Source organism: Xanthobacter sp. 126 (assembly GCF_000526175.1).
Classification (GTDB): domain Bacteria; phylum Pseudomonadota; class Alphaproteobacteria; order Rhizobiales; family Xanthobacteraceae; genus Xanthobacter; species Xanthobacter aminoxidans.
The window spans coordinates 2011513-2035973 of record NZ_JAFO01000001.1; the positions used below are offsets into that span (position 1 = coordinate 2011513).

The 24461-nt window shown below is 69.5% G+C and carries 16 protein-coding genes; 9 read left to right on the forward strand and 7 right to left on the reverse strand.

The window, feature by feature from the left end:
- Positions 1 to 92 precede the first annotated feature (92 nt).
- From XAN126_RS0109620 to XAN126_RS0109635, 4 genes are all read left to right on the forward strand, one after another.
- The gene (locus tag XAN126_RS0109620; RefSeq protein WP_024278380.1) at positions 93 to 1676 is read left to right on the forward strand and encodes a Do family serine endopeptidase; all 1584 of its coding nucleotides are present in this window, start codon (positions 93 to 95) and stop codon (positions 1674 to 1676) included.
- A 374-nt stretch (positions 1677 to 2050) separates the two neighbouring features.
- Positions 2051 to 2770: a response regulator transcription factor gene (locus XAN126_RS0109625; RefSeq protein ID WP_024278381.1), complete on the forward strand. Its 720-nt coding sequence runs from the start codon at positions 2051 to 2053 to the stop codon at positions 2768 to 2770.
- Positions 2771 to 2868: 98 nt separating this feature from the next.
- A complete protein-coding gene (locus tag XAN126_RS0109630; protein ID WP_245272236.1) occupies positions 2869 to 4227 on the forward strand; it encodes an ATP-binding protein in 1359 nt (452 codons plus the stop codon).
- A gap of 156 nt (positions 4228 to 4383) precedes the next feature.
- Complete coding sequence (locus XAN126_RS0109635; protein ID WP_024278383.1) at positions 4384 to 7347, forward strand: bifunctional [glutamine synthetase] adenylyltransferase/[glutamine synthetase]-adenylyl-L-tyrosine phosphorylase; 2964 nt, start codon at positions 4384 to 4386, stop codon at positions 7345 to 7347.
- Positions 7348 to 7390: 43 nt separating this feature from the next.
- On the opposite strand, the gene XAN126_RS27040 is transcribed toward XAN126_RS0109635, so the two are convergent.
- The 3 genes from XAN126_RS27040 to XAN126_RS0109650 all read right to left on the reverse strand — a co-directional run bounded on the left by XAN126_RS27040 (position 7391) and on the right by XAN126_RS0109650 (position 14883).
- On the reverse strand, positions 7391 to 11140 hold the full coding sequence (locus tag XAN126_RS27040; protein ID WP_081762592.1) for a PIG-L family deacetylase: 3750 nt from the start codon (positions 11138 to 11140) through the stop codon (positions 7391 to 7393).
- A 188-nt stretch (positions 11141 to 11328) separates the two neighbouring features.
- Positions 11329 to 13959 carry an aminopeptidase N gene (gene pepN / locus XAN126_RS0109645; RefSeq protein WP_024278385.1) on the reverse strand — a complete coding sequence of 877 codons (2631 nt, stop codon included), beginning with the start codon at positions 13957 to 13959 and terminating at the stop codon, positions 11329 to 11331.
- Between the two features lie 102 nt (positions 13960 to 14061).
- Positions 14062 to 14883 (reverse strand): sulfite exporter TauE/SafE family protein, encoded by an 822-nt coding sequence (locus XAN126_RS0109650; protein ID WP_024278386.1) that lies wholly within the window; start codon positions 14881 to 14883, stop codon positions 14062 to 14064.
- A gap of 207 nt (positions 14884 to 15090) precedes the next feature.
- On the opposite strand from XAN126_RS0109650, the gene XAN126_RS0109655 reads away from it, so the two are divergent.
- Complete coding sequence (locus XAN126_RS0109655; protein WP_024278387.1) at positions 15091 to 15363, forward strand: hypothetical protein; 273 nt, start codon at positions 15091 to 15093, stop codon at positions 15361 to 15363.
- A 49-nt stretch (positions 15364 to 15412) separates the two neighbouring features.
- On the opposite strand, the gene hisG is transcribed toward XAN126_RS0109655, so the two are convergent.
- Positions 15413 to 16390 (reverse strand): ATP phosphoribosyltransferase, encoded by a 978-nt coding sequence (gene hisG / locus XAN126_RS0109660; RefSeq protein WP_024278388.1) that lies wholly within the window; start codon positions 16388 to 16390, stop codon positions 15413 to 15415.
- Positions 16387 to 17550 (reverse strand): ATP phosphoribosyltransferase regulatory subunit, encoded by a 1164-nt coding sequence (locus XAN126_RS0109665; protein WP_024278389.1) that lies wholly within the window; start codon positions 17548 to 17550, stop codon positions 16387 to 16389. The genes hisG and XAN126_RS0109665 overlap by 4 nt, the downstream gene beginning before the upstream one ends.
- 161 nt (positions 17551 to 17711) lie before the next feature.
- Between XAN126_RS0109665 and XAN126_RS0109670 the strand changes: the two genes are divergently transcribed.
- Entirely contained in the window at positions 17712 to 17987 is a 276-nt protein-coding gene (locus XAN126_RS0109670) for an exodeoxyribonuclease VII small subunit (protein ID WP_024278390.1), read from the forward strand.
- A gap of 96 nt (positions 17988 to 18083) precedes the next feature.
- Here the strand turns inward: XAN126_RS0109670 and XAN126_RS0109675 are convergent, their stop codons facing one another.
- Together XAN126_RS0109675 and XAN126_RS0109680 are read right to left on the reverse strand one after the other, a co-directional pair.
- On the reverse strand, positions 18084 to 18674 hold the full coding sequence (locus XAN126_RS0109675; RefSeq protein ID WP_024278391.1) for a protein-S-isoprenylcysteine O-methyltransferase: 591 nt from the start codon (positions 18672 to 18674) through the stop codon (positions 18084 to 18086).
- Positions 18671 to 20047 (reverse strand): hypothetical protein, encoded by a 1377-nt coding sequence (locus XAN126_RS0109680; RefSeq protein WP_024278392.1) that lies wholly within the window; start codon positions 20045 to 20047, stop codon positions 18671 to 18673. The genes XAN126_RS0109675 and XAN126_RS0109680 overlap by 4 nt, the downstream gene beginning before the upstream one ends.
- 134 nt (positions 20048 to 20181) lie before the next feature.
- On the opposite strand from XAN126_RS0109680, the gene XAN126_RS0109685 reads away from it, so the two are divergent.
- The 3 genes from XAN126_RS0109685 to dxs all read left to right on the forward strand — a co-directional run bounded on the left by XAN126_RS0109685 (position 20182) and on the right by dxs (position 24444).
- A complete protein-coding gene (locus tag XAN126_RS0109685) occupies positions 20182 to 21456 on the forward strand; it encodes a glycosyltransferase family 9 protein (RefSeq protein ID WP_024278393.1) in 1275 nt (424 codons plus the stop codon).
- A 7-nt stretch (positions 21457 to 21463) separates the two neighbouring features.
- A complete protein-coding gene (locus tag XAN126_RS26175) occupies positions 21464 to 22381 on the forward strand; it encodes a glycosyltransferase family 2 protein (RefSeq protein ID WP_024278394.1) in 918 nt (305 codons plus the stop codon).
- A gap of 119 nt (positions 22382 to 22500) precedes the next feature.
- Positions 22501 to 24444 carry a 1-deoxy-D-xylulose-5-phosphate synthase gene (gene dxs, locus XAN126_RS0109695; RefSeq protein ID WP_024278395.1) on the forward strand — a complete coding sequence of 648 codons (1944 nt, stop codon included), beginning with the start codon at positions 22501 to 22503 and terminating at the stop codon, positions 24442 to 24444.
- Positions 24445 to 24461: the final 17 nt, after the last annotated feature.

Genomic DNA, 24461 nt, shown 5'->3' on the forward strand with positions numbered 1-24461 from the left:
CTTAATCCGGCCGCCAGATTGCCGTAACGATCCAACGCATAGGTTGCGTCTCGAACCTGCCCGGCATGGCAGGCAACAGAGAGACGCGACGCATGACCCGCTCCCCCTCCATCCCTTCCGTGACGAAGCGCAACCGCCGTGCCATGCTCGCGAGCGTTTTCGGTCTCGCCCTCGCCGGCGTCGTTGCCGGCCAGTTCATCCCGCCTGCCAATACGCCTGCCCTCGCGCAGATCACCACCAGCCAGCCGGCCAACACCTTCTCCTTCGCCGACATCGTCGAGAAGGTCTCGCCCGCCGTCGTCTCGGTGAAGGTGAAGAAGGACATCGGCGACCAGCAGATGGCCATGGGCGGCGAGGGCCTCGGCGGCAACGTCCCGCCCCAGATCGAGGAATTCCTGAAGCGCTTCGGCTTCGGCCAGGGTGGCCCCGGCATGGGTCCCGGCGGCCCGGGTGGTCCCGGCATGGGCCCGCGCGGCGGCATGGGTCCCAAGGGTGAGCGCCCCGTGGTGGGCCAGGGCTCCGGCTTCATCATCTCGGCTGACGGCTATGTGGTGACCAACAACCACGTGGTGGATGGCGCCGACGAGGTGGACGTGACCACCACCGACGGCAAGGAATACGTCGCCAAGGTGATCGGCACCGATCCGCGCACCGACGTCGCCCTGCTCAAGATCGACAACGTCACCAACATGCCGTGGGTGAAGCTCGCCGATGGCGCGCCGCGCGTCGGCGACTGGGTGATCGCGGTCGGCAACCCGTTCGGCCTCGGCGGCACCGTGACCGCCGGCATCGTCTCGGCCCGCGGCCGCGACATCGGCTCCGGCCCCTATGACGACTTCATCCAGATCGACGCCCCCATCAACCGGGGCAACTCGGGCGGCCCGACCTTCTCGCTGAACGGCGAGGTGATCGGCATGAACACCGCCATCGTCTCCCCCTCGGGCGGCAACGTGGGCATCGCCTTCGCCATCCCCTCCGAGACGGTGAAGACCGTGGTGACCCAGCTGCGTGACAAGGGCTCGGTGGCCCGCGGCTACATCGGCGTCCAGATCCAGCCGGTGACGGAGGATCTCGCCTCCGGCCTCGGCATCAAGAGCGCCGAAGGCGCCCTCGTCGCCCAGGTGCAGCCCAACACCGCTGGCGCCAAGGCTGGCGTCAAGGCCGGTGACGTGGTGGTCAAGGTGAACGGCGAGCCGATCAAGGAAGCCCGCGAGCTGTCCCGCAAGGTGGGCATGATGAAGCCGGGCGCCGAGGTCCAGCTCTCGGTGATCCGCGACACCAAGCCCATGGACATCAAGGTGGTGCTCGATCAGCTGCCCAACGAGCAGGTGGCCTCCCGCACCAACACCCCGCAGGGTGAGGACGACAGCGCCGGCAACAAGGACATGCCGCGCCTCGGTCTGCAGCTCGCTCCCTCCAAGAGCGTGCAGGGTGCCGGCGGCGAGGGCGTGGTGGTCACCGGCGTCGAGCCCAACGGCCCGGCGGCCCAGCGCGGCCTGAAGACCGGCGACGTGATCCTGAAGGTCGGCGACAAGACCGTCGCCACCCCCAAGGACGTGCGCGACGGCCTCGCAGCCGCCAAGGCCGAGAACCGCAAGGCGGTGCTCATCCAGGTGAAGAGCGGCGAGGGCGTGCGCTTCGTCGCCATCTCGCTGGAAGGCAAGGCCAAAGGCTGAGCCAAAATCGGCTGAGCCCGCTTAGCCGGCCTGAGACAAGGCCCGACCGCATGACACGCCGGGGGCAATCCCCCGGCGACGGGCCTCCGGACCGAGGTGGATATCGCCATCGCCCCTGATGCCGCTTCGGCTCCGCAGGCGCGGGAAGCTCCAGAGGGCTTCCCGCGCCACTTTTTTAGGTGGCGCCTGGTGCTGGCGGGCGATCTCCCTCTCCCCTTGCGGGAGAGGGCCGGGGTGAGGGGTGTGGTGCCGTTGGTCCCATCGGCTCTTCTGTCCGCCCAGCCCCCTCACCCCCAGCCCCTCTCCCGCGAGGGGAGAGGGGAGTAGCGTCGTCCCCGCCTCGCATGGACCTGCCTGAAAGGTGAGCTAGAGTGATGACAACGAATCTCGATCCGGGTCCGCTCTCCGCCATGCGCCTTCTCCTGGTCGAGGACGACCGCGACGCCGCCGAATATCTGCGCAAGGCCTTCCGCGAGGCCGGTCACGTGGTGGACCATGCCGCAGACGGCGAGGAGGGGCTCGCCCTCGCGCTCGACGGCAAATACGACGTGATGGTGGTGGACCGCATGCTTCCCGCCCGCGACGGCCTCTCCCTCGTCACCGAGCTGCGGGGGCGGGGGCACACGACGCCCGTGCTCATCCTCTCGGCGCTCGGGCAGGTGGACGACCGGGTGCAGGGCCTGCGCGCCGGGGGCGACGACTATCTGCCCAAGCCCTACGCCTTCACCGAGCTTCTGGCGCGGGTGGAGGCGCTGTCGCGGCGCGGCGTCAGCCAGGGCGCGGAGACGGTGTACAAGGTGGCGGACCTCGAACTCGACCGCCTCGCCCACCGCGTCACCCGCTCCGGCAAGGAGATCCCGCTCCAGCCACGCGAGTTCCGGCTGCTGGAATATCTCATGCGCCACGCCGGCCAGGTGGTGACGCGCACCATGCTGCTCGAAAACGTCTGGGACTATCATTTCGACCCCCAGACCAACGTCATCGACGTCCACGTCTCGCGCCTGCGCTCGAAGATCGACAAGGGCTTCGACGTGCCGCTCATCCACACCGTCCGCGGCGCCGGCTACATGGTGCGGGCGGGGCTGGTGGCGTGAAGGGGGAGGGCGCCCCGGCGACCGGTACGGGTCCACTCGGCAACGGGGGGAGGGCGCACGGCGCGATTGCCAGTCCCATCGCCCACGCAGCGCGCCTGGTGCGCACCACGGCGTTCAAGCTGCTCGCCGCCTATCTCGTCGTCTTCGCGCTGTTTGCGGTGTCGGTCATCGTCTACACCGCGTGGCACACCCGCGCCCTGATCCAGGGGCAGGTGGCGGATGACCTCGACCGCGAGGTCGTCGGGCTCTCCGACCAGTACCGCATCGGCGGCATCCAGCGGCTGGTCTATGTCATCGACCGGCGGACGCGGCGGCCGGGCTCGTCCATCTACGTGCTCTCCAATTTCCAGGGCGAGGTACTGGCCGCCAACGTGACGGACCTGCCCATCGGCCTCCTCGACAAGGAGGGCACCCGCTTCACCACCTACAACCGGCCGGACGATCCCGTGGCCAAGAGCCATGTGGCCTTCGTGCAGACCATGTTCCTGCCCGGCGGCTATCGCCTGCTCGTCGGCCGCGACATCGAGGAGCGCGACACCCTGCGCGATCTCGTGGCGCGGCCCGCCCAATGGGCGGTGGTGCTGATCGTGGTGCTGGGCCTCGCCGGCGGCGTGTTCGTGACGCGGCGGGTGCTGAAGCGCATCGATTCCATGACCGCGACGGCCGAAACCATCATGGCCGGCAACCTCTCCGGCCGGCTGGCGCTGGCCGGCACCGAGGATGAGTTCGACCGCCTCGCCCACTCCCTCAACGCCATGCTCGATCGCATCGAGGGGCTGATGGTGGGGCTGAAGGAAGTCTCCGACAACATCGCCCACGATCTGAAGACCCCGCTCACCCGCCTGCGCAATCGCGCCGAGGAGGCGCTGCGCACCGCCCACACTGAGGAAGCCTGGCGGGCGGCTCTGGAGGCCACCATCGAGGAGAGCGCCGGCCTCATCCGCACCTTCGATGCCCTCCTGATGATCGCCCGCGCCGAGGCGGGGCAGGGGCGGGCGACCATGGGCGATGTGGACCTCGCCGAGATAGCCGAGGCGGTGTCCGAGCTTTACGAGCCGCTGGCGGACGAGCAGGGGCTTGACCTCACCGTCAGCGCCGTGCCGGCCACCGTCCACGGGGTGAAGGAACTGCTGGCGCAGGCCCTCTCCAACCTCATCGACAATGCCATCAAATACGGCCGCCCGGCCGACGGGGGCCGGGGGCGCATCGCCGTGACGCTGACGCGCGACGGGGCAGAGGCGGTGCTGGCGGTGGCCGACACCGGTCCGGGCATCCCGGCCGCCGACCGGGAGCGGGTGGTGGAACGATTCGTGCGGCTGGAGGCGAGCCGCACCCGTCCCGGCTCCGGCCTCGGCCTGTCGCTGGTGGGGGCGGTGGCGCGGCTGCACGGCGGTACGCTGGCCTTTTCCGACAACAAGCCGGGGCTCGTGGCGACCTTCCGTTTGCCGACGAAATGACAGCGGGGCATGAACCAAGCCGTCGGCGCGGGCGTTAACCTCCGTAATGACCTCTTCATTCCCCACTCACTATGATGCGTGCCGTGCCTCCCGCTGCGGCACTTCGATGAAAGAAGGCTTGCGCGCGGCAAGTCACTGGTGCCTTTAGACCTGACCATGCGTTGGCCCACGGAACCGGATTCGGCGGACCGGCCGCCCCTCGCCCTGCAGATGCGGGAAGCGCCCGTCGTGGCGGATGCGAAGGCGGCAAAGATTAAGCTTTCCCACGCCATCGAACGGCTGGCGCCGGAGGCACGCGCCGCCCTTGATGCGCTGTTCGCCGAGGCGCTCTGCGCCGAACAGGTCTGTCTCGGAATCGCCGAAAGTTCGCCCTTCCTCACCGAAGTGGTCCGCGCCGAGCCGGAGCGGCTGTTGCGCGTGCTCGGACGCTTGCCACACGCCCAACTCGAAGCGCTCATCGCCGAATGCGCGGCAGTCGAAGGCTCGGAAGCCGATGTGATGCGCGCGCTGCGGCGGATGCGCAGCGAGGCCGCCCTGCTGATCGCCATCGCCGACATGGGCGGCGTGTTCGGCCTCGTGGAGGTGACAGCGGCGCTGACCGACGTGGCCGACGCGGCGGTGCGCAAGGCGCTGTCCTTCCTCCTCGGCGAGGCGGTGAAGGCCGGGCGGCTCATGGTGCCCGATCCCGCCGATCCGCAGGCCGGCTCCGGCCTCGCGGCGATTGCCATGGGCAAGCACGGCGCGCGGGAACTCAACTATTCCAGTGATATCGACCTCGTGGTGGTCTACGACCGCGAGAAGGCGCAGCTCTCCGACAGCGTGTCCGCCTCGCCCTTCTTCGTGAAGATCACGCAGGGGCTGGTGCGGCTGCTGCAGGAGCGCTCTGCCGACGGCTATGTGCTGCGCGTGGACCTGCGCCTGCGCCCCGATCCCGGCTCGACGCAGGTCGCCCTCTCCACCGTCTCCGCCCTCGACTATTACGAGCGCGAGGGCGCCACCTGGGAGCGTGCGGCCTACATCAAGGCGCGCCCCGTGGCGGGTGATGCGGAGGTGGGGCGGCAGTTCCTCGCCGATCTCTCGCCCTTCGTCTGGCGCCGCATGCTGGACTTCCAGGCCATCGCCGACGTCCACGCCATGAAGCGCGAGATCCACGCCTTCCGCGGCCATGACGTGGTGGCGGTGGAGGGGCACAATGTGAAGCTCGGTCGCGGCGGCATCCGCGAGATCGAGTTCTTCGTCCAGACCCAGCAGCTCATCGCCGGCGGACGTGACCCCCTGCTGCGCACCAGCCGCACGCTGGACGCCCTCGATGCGCTCACCGCCCATCGCTGGATCGAGCCGAAGGTCCGTGACGATCTCGCCGAGGCCTATCTCTTCCTGCGCCGGGTGGAGCACCGCATCCAGATGGTGGCGGATGCGCAGACCCATTCCCTGCCCGAAAGCCGCGAGGCCATGGAAGGCTTCGCCCGCTTCATGGGCTATCCCGACCGGGACGCTTTCGCTGCCGCCCTCGTCCAGCGCCTGACGACGGTTCAGGGCCACTACGCCCATCTGTTCGAGGATGCGCCGCCGCCGGCCGTGCTCGACGCCGACCTGCTCTTTCCGCCGGACGAGAACGACCGGCCGACGCTCGCCGCCCTCTCGCGCCTCGGTTTCAAGGACCCGGCGGCGGCGAGCGGCATCGTCCGGCGCTGGCTTGCCGGAGGGCCGCGCGCGCTGAAGACCGAGCCCGCCCGCGCCCATCTCGCCCGCATCGCGCCGCTGATGCTGGAGGCGCTCTCGCGCGGCGGCGACCCGGACGGCGCGCTGATCGCGGCCGACCGTTTCCTCACCGAGTTGCCGGGACCGCTCCTCCTCACCGCTTTGGACCGCCACCCGGACCTCGTGCGGCTACTCGCGACCATCCTCACCGCCGCCCCGCGCCTCGCCGAGACCCTGGCCCGCCGCCCCTCCCTCACCGACGCACTGCTCGATCCCGCCTTCTTCGACGTACTGCCCGACGAGGCGAGCCTCTCCGAGCATCTCGAACTGCTGCTCGACACGGCCGAGACCGACGAGGAGCAGTTCGACCGCGCCCGCCGCTTCCGGCAGGAGCAGCATGTGCTCATCGGCGTGCGCATCGCCTCCGGCACGCTGCCGGCGGCGCGGGCGGGCGAGGCCTATGCGACGCTCGCCGAGGTCATCATCCGCGCCCTGCACCGGCGCGTGTGGGAGCGCTTTTGCGAGGCCCACGGCCGCATTGCCGGCGCCGAGACGGCCGTGCTCGCCATGGGCAAACTCGGCGGCCGCGAGATGACGGCGGGCTCCGATCTCGACCTCATCCTGCTCTATGATTTCGATCCCGAGGCCGATCCCACCTCGGACGGTCCGCGCCCGCTCACCGGCGCGCAGTATTTCGCCCGCTTCACCCAGCGCCTCGTCACGGCGCTGACCTCGCTGACCAATGCCGGCAAGCTCTATGACGTGGACCTGCGGCTGCGCCCCTCGGGCCGCTCGGGTCCGCTGGCGACGCGGCTCTCCTCCTTCGCCACCTATCAGCAGGCGGAAGCCTGGACGTGGGAGCATATGGCGCTGACCCGCGCCCGTGTGATCGCCGCCACGCCGGAGTTCGGCGCCATCGTGCGCGACGTCATCGGAGGCATCATGGGCCAGGCGCGCGACCAGCGCCGGCTGGCGGGCGACATCCTCGACATGCGCGGCGCCATCGCCGCCGAGAAGGGCGAGGACGACCGCTGGAACCTGAAGCACGCGGCCGGCGGGCAGGTGGATGTGGAGTTCCTCGCCCAATATCTCGTGCTGGCCCATGCCCACGATCATCCCGAGATCGTGGACACGGCGACCGCCCGTGTGCTCGCCACCGCCGAGCGGCTGGCCTTGCTTGAGCCGGAAGACGCGCACGTGCTGCTGCGCGCCTGCCGGCTCTACCAGAACCTGACGCAGGTGCTGCGCCTGTCGGTGGACGCCCACGTGGTGCCGCAGGACGCGAGCCCGGCGTTGCGCGCACTCCTCGCCCGCGCCGGCGAGATGCCGGACTTCGCCACGCTGGAGGCCGATCTGTTCGAGACCGAGCAGAAGGTCCGCGCCATCTTCGAGCGCGTGCTGGAGATGGCGGCGGAGTAGGGTGGCGCACTGGACGCATTAGAGCGGGGCGAGGCGCAGGACTTCAGTGGAAGTCGGTGTCGCCGCTGGTGAGCCAGATGCGCCCGATCAGGTCCTCGGGCGGAATGCCGGGGCGCCAGATGAAGGTGGGGGTCTCGACGGAGATGTCCCTGACTTCGCAATCGGGTGTGGCGATACGTCCGGCGACGCATGCTTCCGCGAACCAGCCCCAAAGATCCTGCGCACCGCCCGCCGCCGCGATGCTGCGCGCCGCCTGGAGCAGGCGGTTCATGGCGTCGAGGGGACCCACCAGGTCCATGAGCTCGAAGCTGTCCGGCCCTGTCCGGCTCAACACCGCCACGCCGAGGGGGACGCCGCCGTCGCGGATGAGATGGATTTCGTAGGTCTTCTCAGGATGCCGCAGGTAGCGCTGGACGAGGATGTCGAAGTTGCGAATCGCCACCACGTGGGCCGAGAGGTCCTGCGCCATGAGCTGCCACAGGGCATCGATCTCGCGCCGCGCTTCGGCGTCGTCGGGATCGTCCACGCGCCGGCTGTCGGGCGCCGCGTCTGTGTCGCCGAGCGGCCAGTGCAGTTCCACCACCCGGTCCGTGGCGTCGCTGTAGAGTCCCAGCAGGCGCGGCCCGCGATTGGCGCGGGCATTGGGAAAGCCGGCACCTACGAGGTGGTCCGTGCCGAAGCCGCCATGCACCTCCTGCAGGGTTGCTGCGGCGGCGAAGAAGGGCCCGCGCCGTCCGAGGGTGCGGTGGCTCTTCTTGCGGGCCATCACGTCCCCAGGCAGTCCGAGGCGGCTCGGGTGGCCGAACACGAGCGCGGGACGGCTGCAATGGCCGTAGTGGGCGGAGAGCTGCCCGTCGATCCAGACGCCTATGCCGTGGCCACGCCCCTCGCCATATTTCCACTCCCAGGTGGCGAGCGGCATGTCGTGGCCGAAGGTTTCGCGGAACAAGGCGGCGAAGGCATCGTGATGCGCGTTCGTGATTGCGCGCAGTCGCCACGGGGTTTCGCGGTCCCGGCGCAGGACGAGCAGGCGGTAACCGAACCGGCCCTCAGCATATGCGGCGCGGTAGGCGGCATTTGAGGCGTCGAGCTTGGCGATCAGCTCCGCCGGCACCTCGAGCGACTCCTCGAGCGTGGTATGGTGGCGGGAGGTCATCTCCAGCATCTTGTCGACGGTGTGCGCCGCCTTCGCGCTGAGGTCTTCGTCCCGTTCCACCGAAAAGCCGAGCCGGTCCGCAAGGGCGACCACATGGTCATGCAGATGCAGGGGCTCCGGCGACCAAGAGGTGCGGCGGATGGCGAACTCGTCGAGAAGGATGATCCGCCCGTCGGGCCGCAGGAGATCTAGGGCGCGGTCGAACAGGGTGAGCGTGTCGATATACTGTGCGCTTTCCTGGAACAGGATCACGTCGAAGGGCTCGGCATCGGGCGGCGGGGTCCAGCCCTCGTAGGTGGCTTCCACCAGCGGCAGGTCGGCGCCGAAGCGCGCCTGCGCCACCGCGACCTGGGCCGGGTCGGGATTGATGCCGGTCACGTCGTAGCCTTTGGCCACAAGCTCGGCGAGCAAGGTGCCGAGCCCGGTGCCGACCTCCAGAATACGCGCCGGCGGCGGCGGGAGCTGCGCCAGCAGCAGATCCGTGGAGCGCCGCTGGGCGGTGACCATCGGTTCGCCGGGATGGTCGAACAGGGCGAAGTGCAGCCAGGCCACCTCGCCCACCTCGATCTGCAGCAATGCTCCATAGACATTGAGCGGGAAGGGCAGGGCCTTGAACGCGGACAGGTCCGGCGGCCCGTCCGCCCCGGCTTCGCTCGTGTGCTCCGCGGTCTCGGTGGCGAAGGCGGGCGTCGCCACGGCATCGCCAGGCCCCGTGTCCGCCGGCGCGTCTGGTGACGGGGCGTCGGCCTCGGAAGACGCCTGGCGTTCCAGTTCCAGAGCGCCGTCCGGTCCATGGTGATCGATGCCGGCCTCATCAGTCGGCTGCGCGGGCTCGGCCGGCGGGGTCCCGGCCGTCTCTTGCGTCTCCGGCTGCTCGGTCGAGGCATCGGCCACCGCCGGCTCCTCGCCCTCTTCTTGGCTTGGAAGGGGCGGGGCATCGCAGACGGGCTGAACCTCAGCGGTCTGCGCGTCCGTCGGCTGCGCTTCGGGCGGTACTGCCGTCGTTCCAGGGGGCGCCGCGGCCGCTCTCGCCAGCTCGGCCTCCAGCGCGGCGATCCGGCTATGAAGTGTCGCGGCCTCGCCACGCAGCATGCCATTCTCTGCCTGTGCCTGGTGCAGGCGATGCTCGGTGTTGCGATGGAGGCCGAGGACGCGGTTGATGTCCTCGGGCTGCCACAGCCCCAGCCACTTGCGGTAGACGGCAAGGCGGGCGGCCTGGGCGACCGCCGGATCAAAGGCCCCTGTGCCAGCGCCCGAGCCGCCCGTGCTCACATAGGTCGCGGTCACGCCGTCCGACCTCAGGAAGCGCCCGTGGCGCGACACCTGGAGCCAGAAATCCCAATCCTCATAGAGGACGAGGCTCTCGTCGAACCGGCAGCCGGCGTCGAGGGCGCGCCGGCGAAACAGCACGCCATGGACCGGCAGGTAATTGTCGTAGGCGAGGCGGTCGGCGTCGAACGGTTCATGGAAGACGGCGACAGGGGGCTGCCCCGGCTCGCGGCTCGCCACCACGCGCACGCCGGAATAGGCCGCGACCGCATCCTCCGCGCCGCGCAGCAGGGCAACCAGCGTCGCCACATGGTCCGGGTCGATGTAGTCGTCGTCGTCCAGGAGAAGGATCATCTCGCCGCGCGCGTGGGCAAGGCCCAGATTGGCGGCCACGGAGCGGTCGAGGGGGGCGGTGCCGCCGACGGTGCGCAGAGGATAGCGCCAGCACCCCTCGCCGGATCGTCCGGCCTGGGCGGGATCCGCCTCCACCAGCACGATCTCGATACGGGGATAGGTCTGGGCACAGATGGAATCCAGCGTTTCGGCAAGGCTGGGTCGGCCGATGGTGCGGGTGACGATGGAGACGAGAGGGGCGATGGTGGCGGCCGGGGCAGCCATGTTCGGGGGCACCCCCGCATCGGCCCAGGCGCCCATAAGGGCGCGGTAGAGACCCGGCGGGCGCGCCCGCAACTCCTCGCCTGTCGCCATCCAGTAGGCCTCGGCCGCATCCACGCCCGGCCCGAGCGTATAGGCGCGGAACCGGTTCAGGCCGTCGAGGACGTAGCTGTCATAGGGCCGCTCGGCGAGCTGGGAGGGAAAGCACCGCATGGCCGCCTTGAGCGTGTCGGTCAGGTCGGTCACGTCGAGGAGGCGGTTCGGCAATTGCGGATTGCCGATTTCGTAGCACGCGACGGCAAGCGCCCCGCCGCGCCGGCGCACCGCCTCTATGGCGGCGAAGGCCAGCGCGCGGTGGTCGGGATGCACCTCGTAGATGGAGGGCGCATAGACGATCGCCGGGCGGTGGATGGCGATGAGGGAGGCGACGCGAGCGACGAGATCTTCGTCGTAGACGAGCCCGCGGTCGGGATAGTCCAGAAAATGCGGCGCGCCATAGCCGAGCACCTGTGCCGCGGCGCGGGACTCCGCCTGGCGCATGGCCACGTAGTCGCCGGCATGGTCGGCCGCCCCCGAGGCCGCCGCGCCGTCGGTGAAGATGACCACGGTGACGGGGTCGCCGGCATCTACATGGCGCAGCACCGCGCCGCCGCAGCCGAGGATCTCGTCGTCAGGATGGGGCGCGAGGACGAGGGCGGCACCCTCGATCAGCCGCCGCACGCAGCTATAGGGGATTATGCTTGCTTCGTTCATTGGACCCCGACCGCCGGCTGGAGCCCGCTCTCGCTTCGAAAAGAGGCGAGCTCACCATGTGTCCTGATCGCTGGGCGGTTCAGGACACATGGTTCGGCTTTAGCACAGCCAACAGGATATGCGAACGAAAGCCGATACACCCTGCGTTGCCTACAGGTTAACCGGTGAGGGCACCCCGTCCGGTGCCCTCACCCCAGCGCGCGGGTGGCGATGTCGGCCACATCAGGCGAGAGGCCGGGCGTCTCCGCGACCTTGCGCAGGGCCCGCTCCGCGCTGGCGCGGCGCACCGGCTCCAGCTGGCGGAAGGTCTTGAACGAGGCGAGGAGGCGGGCCGCCACCTGGGGGTTCTTGCCGTCCAGCGTCAGAACCACGTCGGTGACGAACTCGTGCCCGGCACCATCCGCCCGGTTGAACTGGGTGGGGTTGGTGGCCGCGAAGGCGCCCACCAGTGAGCGCACCCGGTTGGGATTGCCCAGCGAGAAGGCGGGATGCAGCATCAGGTCCTTGATGCGGTCGAGGGTGCCTGGATCTGCGATCTGCGCCTGCAAAGTGAACCACTTGTCGATCACCAGCGCGTCCCGCTCGAAGCGGTCGTAGAAGGCCTGAAGCGCGGCTTCGCGCTCCGGCACCTCGTGCTGGGTCAGCACGGCAAGGGCGGTGATGCGGTCGGTCATATTGTCCGCCGCCTCGAACTGGGCCTTGGCACGGGCGATGCCCTCGGCCGAGCCGGTCACCGCAAGGAAATCCAGCGACAGGTTGCGCAGCGCCCGCCGCCCGGCGGAGGAGGCGTCCGGTGAGAAGGGGCCGGTGGCGGCCATGGCCGCATAGGTGGTGGCGAAGGCGCCTTCCAGCACCGTGCCCACCGCGATGCGCAGCGCCTTGCGGGCGGCGAACACGGCGTCCGGGTCCACGTCCTTCGCCAGTTCGCGGGCCACCTCGCCCTCGCCGGGCAGGGCCAGCGCCTGCGCCTTGAAGGCGGCATCGAGCGTGGTGTCGGCGAGGATGGCGCGGGCGGCCGTCACCAGCGCCTCGGTCGGCGGCAGGCTACCGGTGCGGGCGCCGGTCTTCAGCATTTCCAGAGCGATGCGCTGGATGGCGTCGAAGCGATTGAACGGGTCCGCATCATGGGCGGCGAGGAACACGCGGTCGGCCTCGGTGAGGTCGCTCACGAGGTTCACCGGGGCCGAGAAGCCGCGGTTGAGCGAGGGCACGGGACGCGCGTCGAGGCCGGTGAAGAGGAAGCTCTGGCGCGCCTCGCTCACCTCCACCACACCGTTCTCCACCGGCACATTGCCGAGCGCCAGCGGCTGGTCGCGCCCATCCGGGCCGACGAGGCCGAGGGCGAGAGGGATAAGCATGGGCTTCTTGGTGGGCTGGCCGGGGGTTGGCGGCACCTCCTGCGCCACGTCGAGGCGATAGGTGCCGGCGTCGGGATCCCACGCGCTGCTCACGGTGAGCACCGGCGTGCCCGATTGCGCATACCAGAGCGCGAACTGGGTGAGATCGCGGCCGGTGGCGTCGGCGAAGGCGGCGACGAAATCCTCGATGGTGGCTGCCTCACCGTCATGGCGCTCGAAATAGAGGTCCATGCCCGCCCGGAACCCGGCCTCGCCGAGCAGGGTCTTCAGCATGCGGACCACCTCGGCGCCCTTCTCGTAGACGGTCGCCGTGTAGAAGTTATTGATCTCGCGATAGGTTTGTGGCCGCACTGGATGCGCCAGCGGCCCCTGGTCCTCGGTGAACTGGGCGGCCTTCAGCGCCCGCACGTCGGCGATGCGCTTCACCGGACGGGAGCGTTCGTCGGAGGAGAATTCCTGATCGCGGAAGACGGTGAGGCCTTCCTTGAGGCAAAGCTGGAACCAGTCGCGGCAGGTGATGCGGTTGCCGGTCCAGTTGTGGAAATATTCGTGGGCGATGACGCCCTCGATGCCGGAATAATCCGCGTCCGTCGCGGTCTCGGGCGTGGCGAGGACATACTTGTCGTTGAAGACATTGAGGCCCTTGTTCTCCATGGCCCCCATGTTGAAGTCCGACACGGCGACGATGTTGAACACGTCGAGATCGTACTCGCGGCCGAACGCTTCCTCGTCCCAGCGCATGGAGCGCTTCAGCGCGTCCATGGCATAGCCGGCGCGGGCTTCCTTGCCGTGCTCCACATAGATGCCCAGCTCCACTTCGCGCCCGGAACGGGTGCGGAAGCTGTCCGAGATCTTCGCGAGGCGCCCGCCGACGAGGGCGAAGAGGTATGAGGGCTTCGGCCACGGATCATGCCACACGGCATAATGGCGGGTGGTGCCGTCCACCTTCCCGCTTTCCACCAGATTGCCGTTGCCGAGCAGCACGGGCGCTTCGGCCTCGTCCGCCTCGACGCGGGTGGTGAAGACGGAGAGCACGTCCGGCCGGTCAGGATAATAGGTGATGCGGCGGAAGCCCTCGGGCTCGCACTGGGTGCAATAGTTGCTGGAGGTGCGGTAGAGCCCCATCAGCTGGGTGTTGGCGGTGGGGTCCACCAGCGTCTCCACCTCCAGCACGAAGGCGTCGGCCGGGGGATGGGCGAGGGTGAGGCGGTCCGGCGTCGCCTCGAAGCTCGGGCCGGCCAGCGGCTTGCCGTCGATGGCGAGGCGCACCAGCGTCAGGCCGTCGCCATTTAGCACCACCGGCGCTCCGGGGGCACCCGCCGGGTTGCGGCGCAGGGCCAGCTTCGACGTGACGCGGGTCTGCGAGGGGTGCAGGGAGAAATCAAGGTCCACCTTGTCCACCAGCCAGTCCGGGGCGCGGTAGTCGGAAAGGTGGATGGCCTTGGGTTCGGCATCACGCATGAACATGAACTCCCCGCGCGCCGCCGCATTGGGCGCGTCGCCTTGTGCGATGTGATCTTGGGCGGAGAGTAAGGCCCGGCGCGCCGGGAGGGAAGCGCGCCGCTATGCCCCCGAGCCCGAGCCGTGCCGCCAGATCTTCCAGGCCGACATTACAAGGATGGCCCCGAGCAGCGGCAGCAGCATGGAGGCCGGCACGACACCAAGCAACTGCCCGCCGAGAAACGCGCCAAGCATGGAGGCGGCCGTCATCACGCCGAGAAACGTCAGGTTCTCCCGCACGACGCCGACAGTGTTGTCGCGGCCGAAACGGGCGAAGCCGACGATGAGGGTGGGCAGGCTCACCGCCAGCGCGACGCTGCCCGCGAGCTTCACCGGCAGGGCGAAGAGCAGAACCAGCGTCGGCACCAGCAATTCCCCGCCCGAAACCCCCATGAGCGCCACTGCGAGCCCGATGATGAAGCCCGCCAGCACCCCGACCACCAGCCGCACAGTGCCGTCGATGGCCATGTGCTTGAGATCGGGATCGTCCCCCAGCACCAGCAGGACGGCGGTGAAGACGAGCATGGCCGCAATGGTGCGGAACAGGGTGCGCGAGGCGAACCGCGTGGCGTAGGTCGCCCCCGTCCAGGCCCCCGCGAGACTTCCGGCCAGCAGGGTCGCGATCACCCGCCAGTGCTCGGCCACCTCGGCGAAGGGAATGGTCGCGGCGCGGGACGGCAGGGCGAAGGCCACCACCACGAGGCTGAGTACCCGATTGATGATGATGGCGGGCAGCGCCTCGAACCCCAGCGCGATCAGCACCGGCAGCCGTATTTCCGCGCCACCGAGGCCGATGAGCCCGCCGACGGTCCCGATGGCCAGCCCGGCCAGTGATCCGTGCAGCAGGCGACGCCGCTGGGACGCTGCGGAAGGCTCGAAAGACATGCCGATCACGCTCCCTTGAACGGGCCGCTTCGCACCGTCACCTCGGTCTCAGAATAGGACGCGAGCCATTGAGATCAAAGAATTCTCGTCGATTGTCCAGAAATCCCCACCGATTGTTTCGCTAAGGGAGCCTTATCGAATTTTGCGGCGCACCCTAGCTCCTAGCCATCAAAGGGCGTGGTGGGGTTGGTATTTAAGGAGATCAACATGCGTAATCTGACTTTTAGCGCCGTCGCGCTCGCCGCCCTCCTTGCTTCCGGCGCGGCCTTCGCGGGTGACGAACCGTCCCTCGCCGCCGCCGATGCTGAGGCGCAGGCCGCTGCGACCCTCCATTCGCAGGTCCAGCCGCTCGGCTATGCGACGCCCCGCGCCGGCCATCCGGCCTTCGTGGCGCTCTCCGCCGGTCAGGAGCGGAGCCCGCTCTCGGAAGCCGACCGCCTGTTCCTGGCGCAGGGTGACCGCGGCCTCGGCACCAACTGACGAAAACCCCCGGCCGGCGTCCTGCGCCGGCCGGGGGCATTCCAGAGGGTCAGCCGTTCAGCCGCGCGTCCAGCGCCTCGTAGAGCGGATTGTCGGCGGCGAAGACGTATTCGATGGGGCCGACCGTCACCATGCTGGCGCCGCGCTGGCGAAGGAAGGTGGCAAGCGCGTGCAGCGTGTCCGGCGGGCAGTGCAGCGTCAGCATGCCGGACGACGTGGGGCCTCCGAACGGTGCCACGCAGCGATAGGCCGCCACCGCCTCGTCCACTAGCGAGGCATCGCAATCGGCAAAGCGCGTGCGCACCTCCCGCATGGTCCGGGCGCGCTTCTCGGCTCCCAGCCGGTCGAACATGGCGCGGGCCGCCGCGAGGGGACCGCCGCTCCAGTTGGCGGTGAGGGAGGCGACGAGGTTCGCCTCGGACTTCAGGATGATGCCGTCATCCACCACCTTCAGCGCATTGGCGGCCAGCGTCGCGCCCGTGGTGGTGATGTCGACGATCAGCTCTGCCGTGCCGGCGGCGGGCGTGCCCTCGGTGGCGCCGGCGCTCTCGACGATGCGGTAGTCGATGATGCCGTGGCGGGCGAAGTAGCCGCGCGTCAGGTTCACATATTTGGTGGCGACGCGAATGCGCCGGCCGGTGCGGCCATGGAAGTGGCTCGCCACGTCGTCGAGATCGTCCATGGTGCGCACGTCGATCCACGCCTGCGGCACCGCGACCACCACATTGGCATGGCCGAAGCCGAGCTTTTCCAGCAGCGCCACGCGGCTGTCCGCCTCGTGGATGTTCTCGCGCACCAGGTCCTCGCCGGTCACGCCCAGATGGGCGGTGCCGGAGGCCATCGCCGCGGCGATTTCCGAGGCGGAGAGATAGGCGACCTCCACCCCCTCAACGCCGCCCAGCGCGCCGCGATAGTCGCGGGCGCCGCGGGCCTGCGTCAGCGGCATGCCGGCGCGGGAGAAGAAGGCGTGGACATTTTCCTGAAGCCGCCCCTTGGACGGTACGGCGAGGATGAGCGGCGTGGTCATCGGGCGTCCTCCGCGGCACCTGAGAGGCCGGCGAGGCGCTCCACCCAGGCGGCAAGCCCGACGCCGGGGATGGCACCCTCCGCGCCGAGCCGCGACAGCAACCGGTCATAGCGCCCGCCCGCCACCAGCGGGCCAGCGCCGGGACGGGCCGGGTCGTGCAACTCGAACACCATGCCGCTGTAATAATCGAGCGGCCGCCCGAAGGCGGTTGAGAAACGCACGGACGACAGGTTCACCGCATAGGCGGTGAAGAAGCCGGTGCGGCGGTCGAACAAGTCGAGAGCGGCGTTGAGGTCGATGCCCGCATCCGCGGCCAGAGCCCGCATCCGGGCCGAAGCGTCGTCCGGCGTGCCGGAGATGGCGAGGTAGCGCGACAGGATTTCCGAGGTCTCCGTCGAAAGCCCGCCACCTGCATCGAGGGAGGACTGCTCCAGGAACCGTTCGGCGATCTCGGACACGCTGCGCCCGCCCACCGTCGAAATCCCGGCGATGGAGAGCAGATCGGTGATGAGCGCGCGCGCTGCCGCGGGGTCCGCGCCATCGAGCGCTGCCAGCACGCCGGCATGGGCGGGGGCGCCCTCGCGGCTCTTGTCGTTGAGCTGGGCGAGATCGAGGTTCACCCGTCCCTGGCCGAAATCCTTCAGCAGCCGGCGGCGCATGGCCGGCGCCAGCGGCAGTGCGTCGAGCAGCGCCGTGAACAGGCCCACATCGCCGAGCCGGATGTCCGGCTGGGGCAGGCCGTAGAGCGCGCAGGCATTGAGGCCGAGGGACAGGATTTCCGCGTCTGCCGCCTCGATGTCGGTGCGGCCGAAGGATTCCACGCCGGCCTGCCGGAACTCGCCGGGGCCTTCGCCACGAAAGCGGAAGACGGGGCCGAGGTAGCTCACCCGTGCCGGCATCGCCATGCCCTCGGCCAGCACCGCGCGGGCGACCGGAATGGTGAGGTCCGGCCGCAGGCACAGCTCGTGGCCTTCGGCGTCCGCCGTCAGATACATGCGGCGGCGGATGGATTCGCCCGAAAGGTCGAGGAATACGTCGGCCGGCTGGAGGATGGGCGGATCGAGGCGCGCGAAGCCGGCGGCCGCGAAGGTGGCGACCAGCGCCTCCTCGAGGCTCGGGGACGTGCGGGAGGTGAGGGGCGCGGGCGCCGCGGGCGACATGGGTGCAAGGTTTCCGTGAGTTCTTGCGGGCTTCTAGCAAAGCCGGCGCCTTACGGCCACCCCGGCGCCGACTTGGCCCGCCTCCCGGGGACTGAAGCGCCGCGCTTCGGGTGGCGGCGGGTGTCGTCTATGGTGAGCGCCTGTCGAATCAGGAGGCGGCCATGGCAGGCGCGAGCGGAGCAAAGGGCGGCACGGCGGTGGCCGGCGTCGAAAATCTCTCGTTCGAGCAGGCGCTTGCCGAGCTGGAAGCCATCGTCGCCAATCTCGAACGGGGCAACGTGCCGCTGGAGGAATCCATCGCCATCTACGAGCGCGGGGAAGCCTTGAAGCAGAGGTGCGAGGCCTTGCTGAAGGCCGCCGAGGCGCGGGTCGACACTATCACCCGGGATGCCGCCGGCCGCCCGGCGGGCACCCAGCCGCTTGATCCGGACGCCTGACAAGCGTCCCGAAACGGGACGGATGCAGGATTTGTCGGGGACAGTGGGGGAACGCAGCGGGACCGAATCGCTGCCGCGCCCGTTTTCCCGGTCTGTTCAGTAGATGCCCGGAATGACGCGCCTGGTGCGCCGGGCATAGGCGTCATACTCGGCGCCGAAGGCTTCCCGCATCATCTGCTCCTCGCGCCCGACGCGGAAGAAGAAGAGGATGCCGAAGCCGATCAGGCCGGCCGGTCCGGCGATGAAATTCGGCAGAAGCAGCACCTGCGCCAGAGCCCACAGGAAGAAGGCCGAATACATGGGGTGGCGCACCTTCTGATACACCCCCGAGGTGATGAGCTCGTGCTTGTCCTTGATCTCCAGCGTCACCGACCAATACTTTCCAAGCTGCCGATGGGTGCGCCAGAACAGCAGAAGTGAGCCGGCGAATACCACAACGCCCGCCACCACCTGCAGCGCGGTCGGCGGGTAGGAGGCGAACCTGGGGAAGCCTGTCGCCGCATAGATCGCGGGGATGATGCCCAGCCCCAGCGTGGAGATGGACAGAAGGATCATCTCCCGCAGATTGCGGTGCCGCGCATCCGCCACGCGCTGGCGTTTTGCCTTTCGCTCGAAGGGGATACGCAGGACGTACCAGGATAAAACGCCCACGGCCCAGGCGATCTTGGCGAAGGTCAGGAGGCTCATGCGGCGGTCTCGGGTTCCGGGAGGGGGAGGATGCAGCCGGCGTCGTCATAGACGAGCGGGCGCAGGGTTCCGTCGGGCAGGAGATAGGCCCGTAAGCTGTTGGTATGCGAGGCCAAAACGTCGAATGAGAGGGGCCCGCACACATAGGCGTAGAAATCGTGGGTGGAGCGGATGTCGCCGGCGAGGAAGCACTGGCAGTGCAGGCGCATCACGTCGAACCAGTGGCGGCGGTAGATGGCCGGCGAGATCATCTGCCGGATTTCCACATGCCGGATCAATGGCTTGAGGGAATAGTCCCCCGGCGGCAGCAGCACCGGGGCGAAGCTGACGGGGCCGAGGGTGACCGGGTTCACCTTGTAGAAGGAGACAATGTCGTCGCGCGACTGCACCTCCACCCAGCCGATCTGCTCCGCAGCCGCAACCCGTTCTGCCGCCTCGCGAAAACGTCCGCCGGCGGGGTGCAGGGCGAACTTGGCGGTGGTCGAGCCGAGGGTGAGGATGCGCACGCGGGCGCGGGTGCCGAAGGCAGGATCGGCGGCCAGCGCCGCGGCCACCGCGCTGACCGCGAGCATGGCACCAAGGCTATGGCCTGCAACGATAATCTCGTCGACGCCCTGCGCCGCCGCCTCCGCTTCCACCGCCCGCAGACGATCGGCGAAGGCGCAGATGCGGGTTTCCACCTCGGGGTGCCGGCCGCGGACGAAATCCACTGAGAATTCAGCGAGATCCAGCGACTGCTTCAGCCGGAAACGGCGCCCCGGCCAGCGCATCAGGAGGAGCCCGCCGGCGAGGGTCGCGGCAAGTCCGGCGACCGTCGCCAGCACAAGGTCGAACGCCACAAGCCATTGATGAACAATGAAGCCCGCCGCCGCTGCCAGCCCCCAGAACAGGGCGAGCAGCATGTAGGTGAAGAGGAAGAACAGGCCGTAGCGCCGGCTGGAGCGGAAGTAGTTGGCGATGGTGCCGCTCGACACCATGTCTGCCATGGCCCGCACCGAGCCCCTCATGTGGCTCCAGACGGAACGGCCCATGTCAGCCCGAGTCAGGTCATGCCACCCCAGGTTTTCGAACGCGGTTTCGGTATGCCAGTTGGGGCCGTCAGCTTCGGTTCGCCAGAATCCGCCCGTGGCGGTCGGCACGGGTGCCGAGTCGCGGCAGTGGGTCCGCACATTCCACACGTCGCCGAAGCGTTTTAGCTCGCGCACGAAGATGCGGTGGTGTCCCTCCACCGCCATGGGGTCGAAGCCGGCGATGAAGAAGACGTGGCGGCGGCGGACCCGGGCGCGCGCGTCCGCGTCCTGGGGCGGGATACCGCGCGCTTCGGCGTCGGTCCCGGCGGTGGGGCCTGCGAGCGTTCCCTCGGCGTCGTGCATGGGGCGCCTTCTAGCGAAGATGGCCGGGCGTGGCTAGTTGCGGCAACGGCAGGCGCCGGGATATTGGAGCCGTCCCACCTCGGCAGGGCAGGGGTGGCGGGCAGGCCCCTCAGCGCGGCGGGCATGGAGAGGGCATGGCGAGGCTGCGGGATCTGCTGACCGCCATGTGGAAGCCATCGGCGCCGACGGGCGGCGACGCAGGCGCCCCCTCGATGCCCGAGCCTCCGGCGCTGCCCCGGGCCGAGGCGGAGCCGGTGCAGCCCGTCCCGCAACTTCCCCCCAGCTTCGCGCCCGGTCTTTGGGACAGCCCCCTGTCTCGCCTCGCCGCGCTTGGTCCGGCGCCGTCGCTGCTGGTGGTGAAGCTTGATCATGCGGGGGATTTCGTCACCGCGCTGCCGGCGATCCGGCGGCTCCGGGAGGCCTTTCCCGCCTCGCGCCTGACGCTGCTGTGCGCGCCCTTCATGTGCGATTTCGCTGCCACGACCGGCCTCTTCGATGCGGTGCACGGCTTCGATTATTACCCGGCGCGGGGCCATCCGCCCGCTTCCGTGCCGGACGAGGCGCTGGCGGCGGTTGCGGCGCTTGATCTGCCACCCGCCGACATTGCCATCGACCTGCGCCACGCGGACGATTCCCGCGCGCTGCTCGCCGCGCTGCCTGTGCGGTTTCGCGTCGGCTTCGCCGGGCTCGGCACCCGTCACGCGCTCGACCTGGCCTTGCCGGAGATGGAGGCCTCGGCCCGCGCAAGCGGCCTGCTGGCGCCGCTGCCGGCGGGGGTGCGCCTCTCCGCCCTCGCCGAGGTGCTGGCCAGCGCCTTTCGGGCTGTGCACGCCGGTCCTGCGGAGCCCATCCCCCTCGGTGCCCCGCCGGCTCTGCCGGATTTTCCCGATGGCTATGTGGTGCTCGCCCCCGGTGCCCGCCTCGCCATCAAGCTCTGGCCCATGGAACACTGGCGGGCGCTGGCGGAGCGGCTGCTGGGCGCTGGCGCCCTCGGCCTCGTGCTCACCGGCACGGCGGAAGAGGAGCCGCTGTGCGCCGCCATCGCTGCCGGACTGCCGGCGGGCCGCGTGGTCAACCTGGCCGGCCGGCAGGATCTGGCCGGGCTCGCCGCTGTCATCCACGGGGCCCGGGCCGTGGTGGCGCTGGATTCCGCGCCGGCCCATATGGCGGCGGCGCTCGGCCGGCCGACGCTCTGCCTCTTCTCCGGCCTTGCGGATATCCAGAGCTGGGCGCCTGCCGGCCCGCGCGTGGCGGTGCTGAGCGCCCATGCCAGCTGCGCGCCGTGCTTCCTGAACGATGTGGCCGACTGCACCCACGGCCACGGCTGCATGATGAGCCTCACGCCGGACCACGCGCTGGCGGGGCTCGCCGCCCTCGGCCTTGAGTTTGCCGGCGTTCCGCTGCACTAGAGCGCCCATGATGCGCCCCTTTCCGACCGTGGCGGAAGGCCCGCCCGATGAGGACGGCCCAAGGCCCGGTCCCGCCGACGTGACGGTCGTGTTCGTCACCTACAACAGCTCGGCCGTCATCGGCCGGGCGGTGGCGAGCGTTCCGGCCGAATGCCCGGTGGTGGTGGTGGACAATGCGAGCCCCGAGGGGACCGCCTGGACCGCGACGCTCGCCCGCCCCGCCGACATTGTCGCCATGCCCGCGAATGCCGGCTTCGGCACGGCCTGCAATGCTGGCGCCCGGCGGGCGGCGACGCCCTATGTGCTGTTCCTCAATCCCGATGCGGTGCTGGGGCCGGATACCATCCCCCGTCTGCTGGCGGCGGCTCGGCTCTATGGCGAGCCGTCCATTCTCATGCCTGCCATCGTGGGCGAGAACGGCCGGCTCATGCGCAAGGAAGGCTCCATCCTGGAGAAGGTGCCGCGCAGCGCGCGCCTCGCGCCGGAGGAGATTGCGGGGGATTATTGCACCCGCTTCGTCCATGGCGCCGCCTTCATGGTGTCCCGTGCCGCCTTCCTTGAGCTTGGCGGCTTCGACGAGGCCATCTTCCTCTACCATGAGGATGACGACCTCTCGCTCCGCGCGCTGGCCCGCCGCATCCCCATCGTGGTGGTGACGGAGGCGCGGGTGACCCATGCGGGCGGGCGCTCCAGCACGCCCTCCTTCGGCCAGACCTTCCGCATCAACCGCGCCAAGATGCACTCGGAACTCTATGTGCGGGAGAAATACGGCGCCGCCGGCGGGCGGGCCTCGCGGCTCCTCTGGCTCGGGGCCGGCTGCGCGCTGGCGCTGGCGCTGTTCGACCTCCACCGTGTCGCCATCCGGGCCGGAAAATTCGCCGGCTGCCTCGATGGAGTGCGCCGGAATGCCCCGCCGCACGTATAGATTTCCGACCTAGACGAAGGTCACCGGAAAGCCGCCGTAGCGCCTTCCTTTGTACGTTGCATACCAGCGAGCCCCTGTGTAAGGCTCGGTTTCCCGGTTCGTTCCGGTCGGAGTGGTCCGTGACTTTGCTGAAGACCCCGTTGCTCGATACCATCCGCGAACCCGCAGATGTGCGGCGGCTGCCCCAAGAGAAGCTGGCCCAGCTTGCGGCCGAGCTGCGCGCCGAGACCATCGATGCGGTTTCCGTCACCGGCGGGCATCTGGGCGCGGGCCTCGGCGTGGTCGAGTTGACGGTGGCATTGCACCACGTGTTCAACACCCCCCACGACCGGCTGATCTGGGACGTGGGCCACCAGTGCTATCCCCACAAGATTCTCACCGGGCGTCGCGAGCGCATCCGCACGCTGCGCACCGGCGGCGGCCTCTCCGGCTTCACCAACCGGGCCGAGAGCGAATACGACCCCTTCGGCGCCGGCCATTCCTCCACCTCCATCTCGGCCGGCCTCGGCATGGCGGTGGCGCGCGACCTCGGCGGCGGCGAGCGGAATGTGGTGGCGGTGATCGGCGACGGCGCCATGTCTGCGGGCATGGCCTATGAGGCCATGAACAATGCCGGCGCCATGGATTCGCGCCTCATCGTCATCCTCAACGACAACGACATGTCCATCGCCCCGCCCACGGGCGCCATGTCGGCCTATCTGGCGCGGCTCATCTCCGGCCAGACCTATCGCTCGCTGCGCGAGATCGGCAAGCAGATCGCCGGGCACCTGCCCAAGTTCGTGGAGCGCGGCGCCCAGCGGGCCGAGGAGTTCGCGCGCGGCTTCTGGACCGGCGGCACCCTGTTCGAGGAGCTGGGCTTCTATTATGTCGGCCCCATCGACGGGCACAATCTCGACCACCTGCTCCCCGTTCTGAAGAACGTGCGGGACGCCAAGACGGGGCCGATCCTCGTCCATGTGGTCACCCAGAAGGGCAAGGGCTACGGCCCGGCCGAGCAGAGCGCGGACAAGTACCACGGCGTCGTGAAGTTCGACGTGGTGACGGGCGCGCAGGTGAAGGCCAAGTCCAACGCCCCGTCCTACACCCGCGTGTTCGCCGAGAGCCTGATCTCCGAGGCGCGGCGCGATCCCAAGATCGTCGCCATCACCGCCGCCATGCCCTCGGGCACCGGCATCGACCTGTTCGGGCAGGCCTATCCCGACCGCACCTTCGACGTGGGTATCGCCGAGCAGCATGCGGTGACGTTCGCGGGCGGCCTCGCGGCGGAAGGCTTCAAGCCGTTCTGCGCGCTCTATTCCACCTTCCTCCAGCGGGCCTATGACCAGGTGATCCACGACGTGGCCCTGCAGGGCCTTCCCGTGCGCTTCATTGTGGATCGCGCCGGCCTCGTGGGCGCGGATGGGGCGACCCATGCGGGGGCCTATGACCTTGCCTATCTCGGCTGCCTGCCCGGCATGGTGCTGATGTCGCCCGCCGACGAGGCGGAGCTGATGCACATGATCGCCACCGCCGTGGCCTATGACGACGGCCCCTCCGCCGTGCGCTTCCCGCGCGGCGAGGGCGTGGGCGTGGAGCGGCCCGACCGGGCCGAGGCGCTGCCCATCGGCAAGGGCCGCATGGTGCGCGGCACCGGCGAGGGCGATGTGGCCATCCTCTCGCTGGGCACCCGCCTTGCCGCCGCGCTGGAGGCTGCCGAGCGGCTGGAGGCGGCGGGCTTTGCCGTGACGGTGGCCGACGCCCGCTTTGCCAAGCCCATCGACCGCGATCTCGCGCTGAAGCTGGCGTCCGGCCATTCCGCGCTGGTGACGGTGGAAGAGGGCTCCATCGGCGGGTTCGGCAGCCAGGTGCTGCAATTCCTCACCGACGAGGGCGTCCTGGACCGCGGCACCGTCAAGGTGCGCTCCATGGTGCTGCCCGACATCTATATCGACCACGACACGCAGGCCCGCCAGATCGCGGAAGCCGGCCTCGACGCCAACGCCATCGTTGCGAAGGTGGAGGGGCTGCTGGGCAAGGCCAAGGCGGCGGGGCTCTCCGGGCGCGAGCTGTCGCGGGCGGGGTGAGGGCGCCGAACGCCCCC

Excerpts from the sequence above, each read along its gene's own strand:
- XAN126_RS0109620 (WP_024278380.1), top strand. The coding sequence starts at position 93 with ATGACCCGCTCCCCCTCCATCCCTTCCGTGACGAAGCGCAACCGCCGT.
- XAN126_RS0109625 (WP_024278381.1), top strand. The coding sequence starts at position 2,051 with ATGACAACGAATCTCGATCCGGGTCCGCTCTCCGCCATGCGCCTTCTC.
- XAN126_RS0109635 (WP_024278383.1), top strand. The coding sequence starts at position 4,384 with ATGCGTTGGCCCACGGAACCGGATTCGGCGGACCGGCCGCCCCTCGCC.
- XAN126_RS27040 (WP_081762592.1), bottom strand. The coding sequence starts at position 11,140 with ATGAACGAAGCAAGCATAATCCCCTATAGCTGCGTGCGGCGGCTGATC.
- pepN (WP_024278385.1), bottom strand. The coding sequence starts at position 13,959 with ATGCGTGATGCCGAACCCAAGGCCATCCACCTTTCCGACTACCGCGCC.
- XAN126_RS0109650 (WP_024278386.1), bottom strand. The coding sequence starts at position 14,883 with ATGTCTTTCGAGCCTTCCGCAGCGTCCCAGCGGCGTCGCCTGCTGCAC.
- XAN126_RS0109655 (WP_024278387.1), top strand. The coding sequence starts at position 15,091 with ATGCGTAATCTGACTTTTAGCGCCGTCGCGCTCGCCGCCCTCCTTGCT.
- hisG (WP_024278388.1), bottom strand. The coding sequence starts at position 16,390 with ATGACCACGCCGCTCATCCTCGCCGTACCGTCCAAGGGGCGGCTTCAG.
- XAN126_RS0109665 (WP_024278389.1), bottom strand. The coding sequence starts at position 17,550 with ATGTCGCCCGCGGCGCCCGCGCCCCTCACCTCCCGCACGTCCCCGAGC.
- XAN126_RS0109670 (WP_024278390.1), top strand. The coding sequence starts at position 17,712 with ATGGCAGGCGCGAGCGGAGCAAAGGGCGGCACGGCGGTGGCCGGCGTC.
- XAN126_RS0109675 (WP_024278391.1), bottom strand. The coding sequence starts at position 18,674 with ATGAGCCTCCTGACCTTCGCCAAGATCGCCTGGGCCGTGGGCGTTTTA.
- XAN126_RS0109680 (WP_024278392.1), bottom strand. The coding sequence starts at position 20,047 with ATGCACGACGCCGAGGGAACGCTCGCAGGCCCCACCGCCGGGACCGAC.
- XAN126_RS0109685 (WP_024278393.1), top strand. The coding sequence starts at position 20,182 with ATGGCGAGGCTGCGGGATCTGCTGACCGCCATGTGGAAGCCATCGGCG.
- XAN126_RS26175 (WP_024278394.1), top strand. The coding sequence starts at position 21,464 with ATGATGCGCCCCTTTCCGACCGTGGCGGAAGGCCCGCCCGATGAGGAC.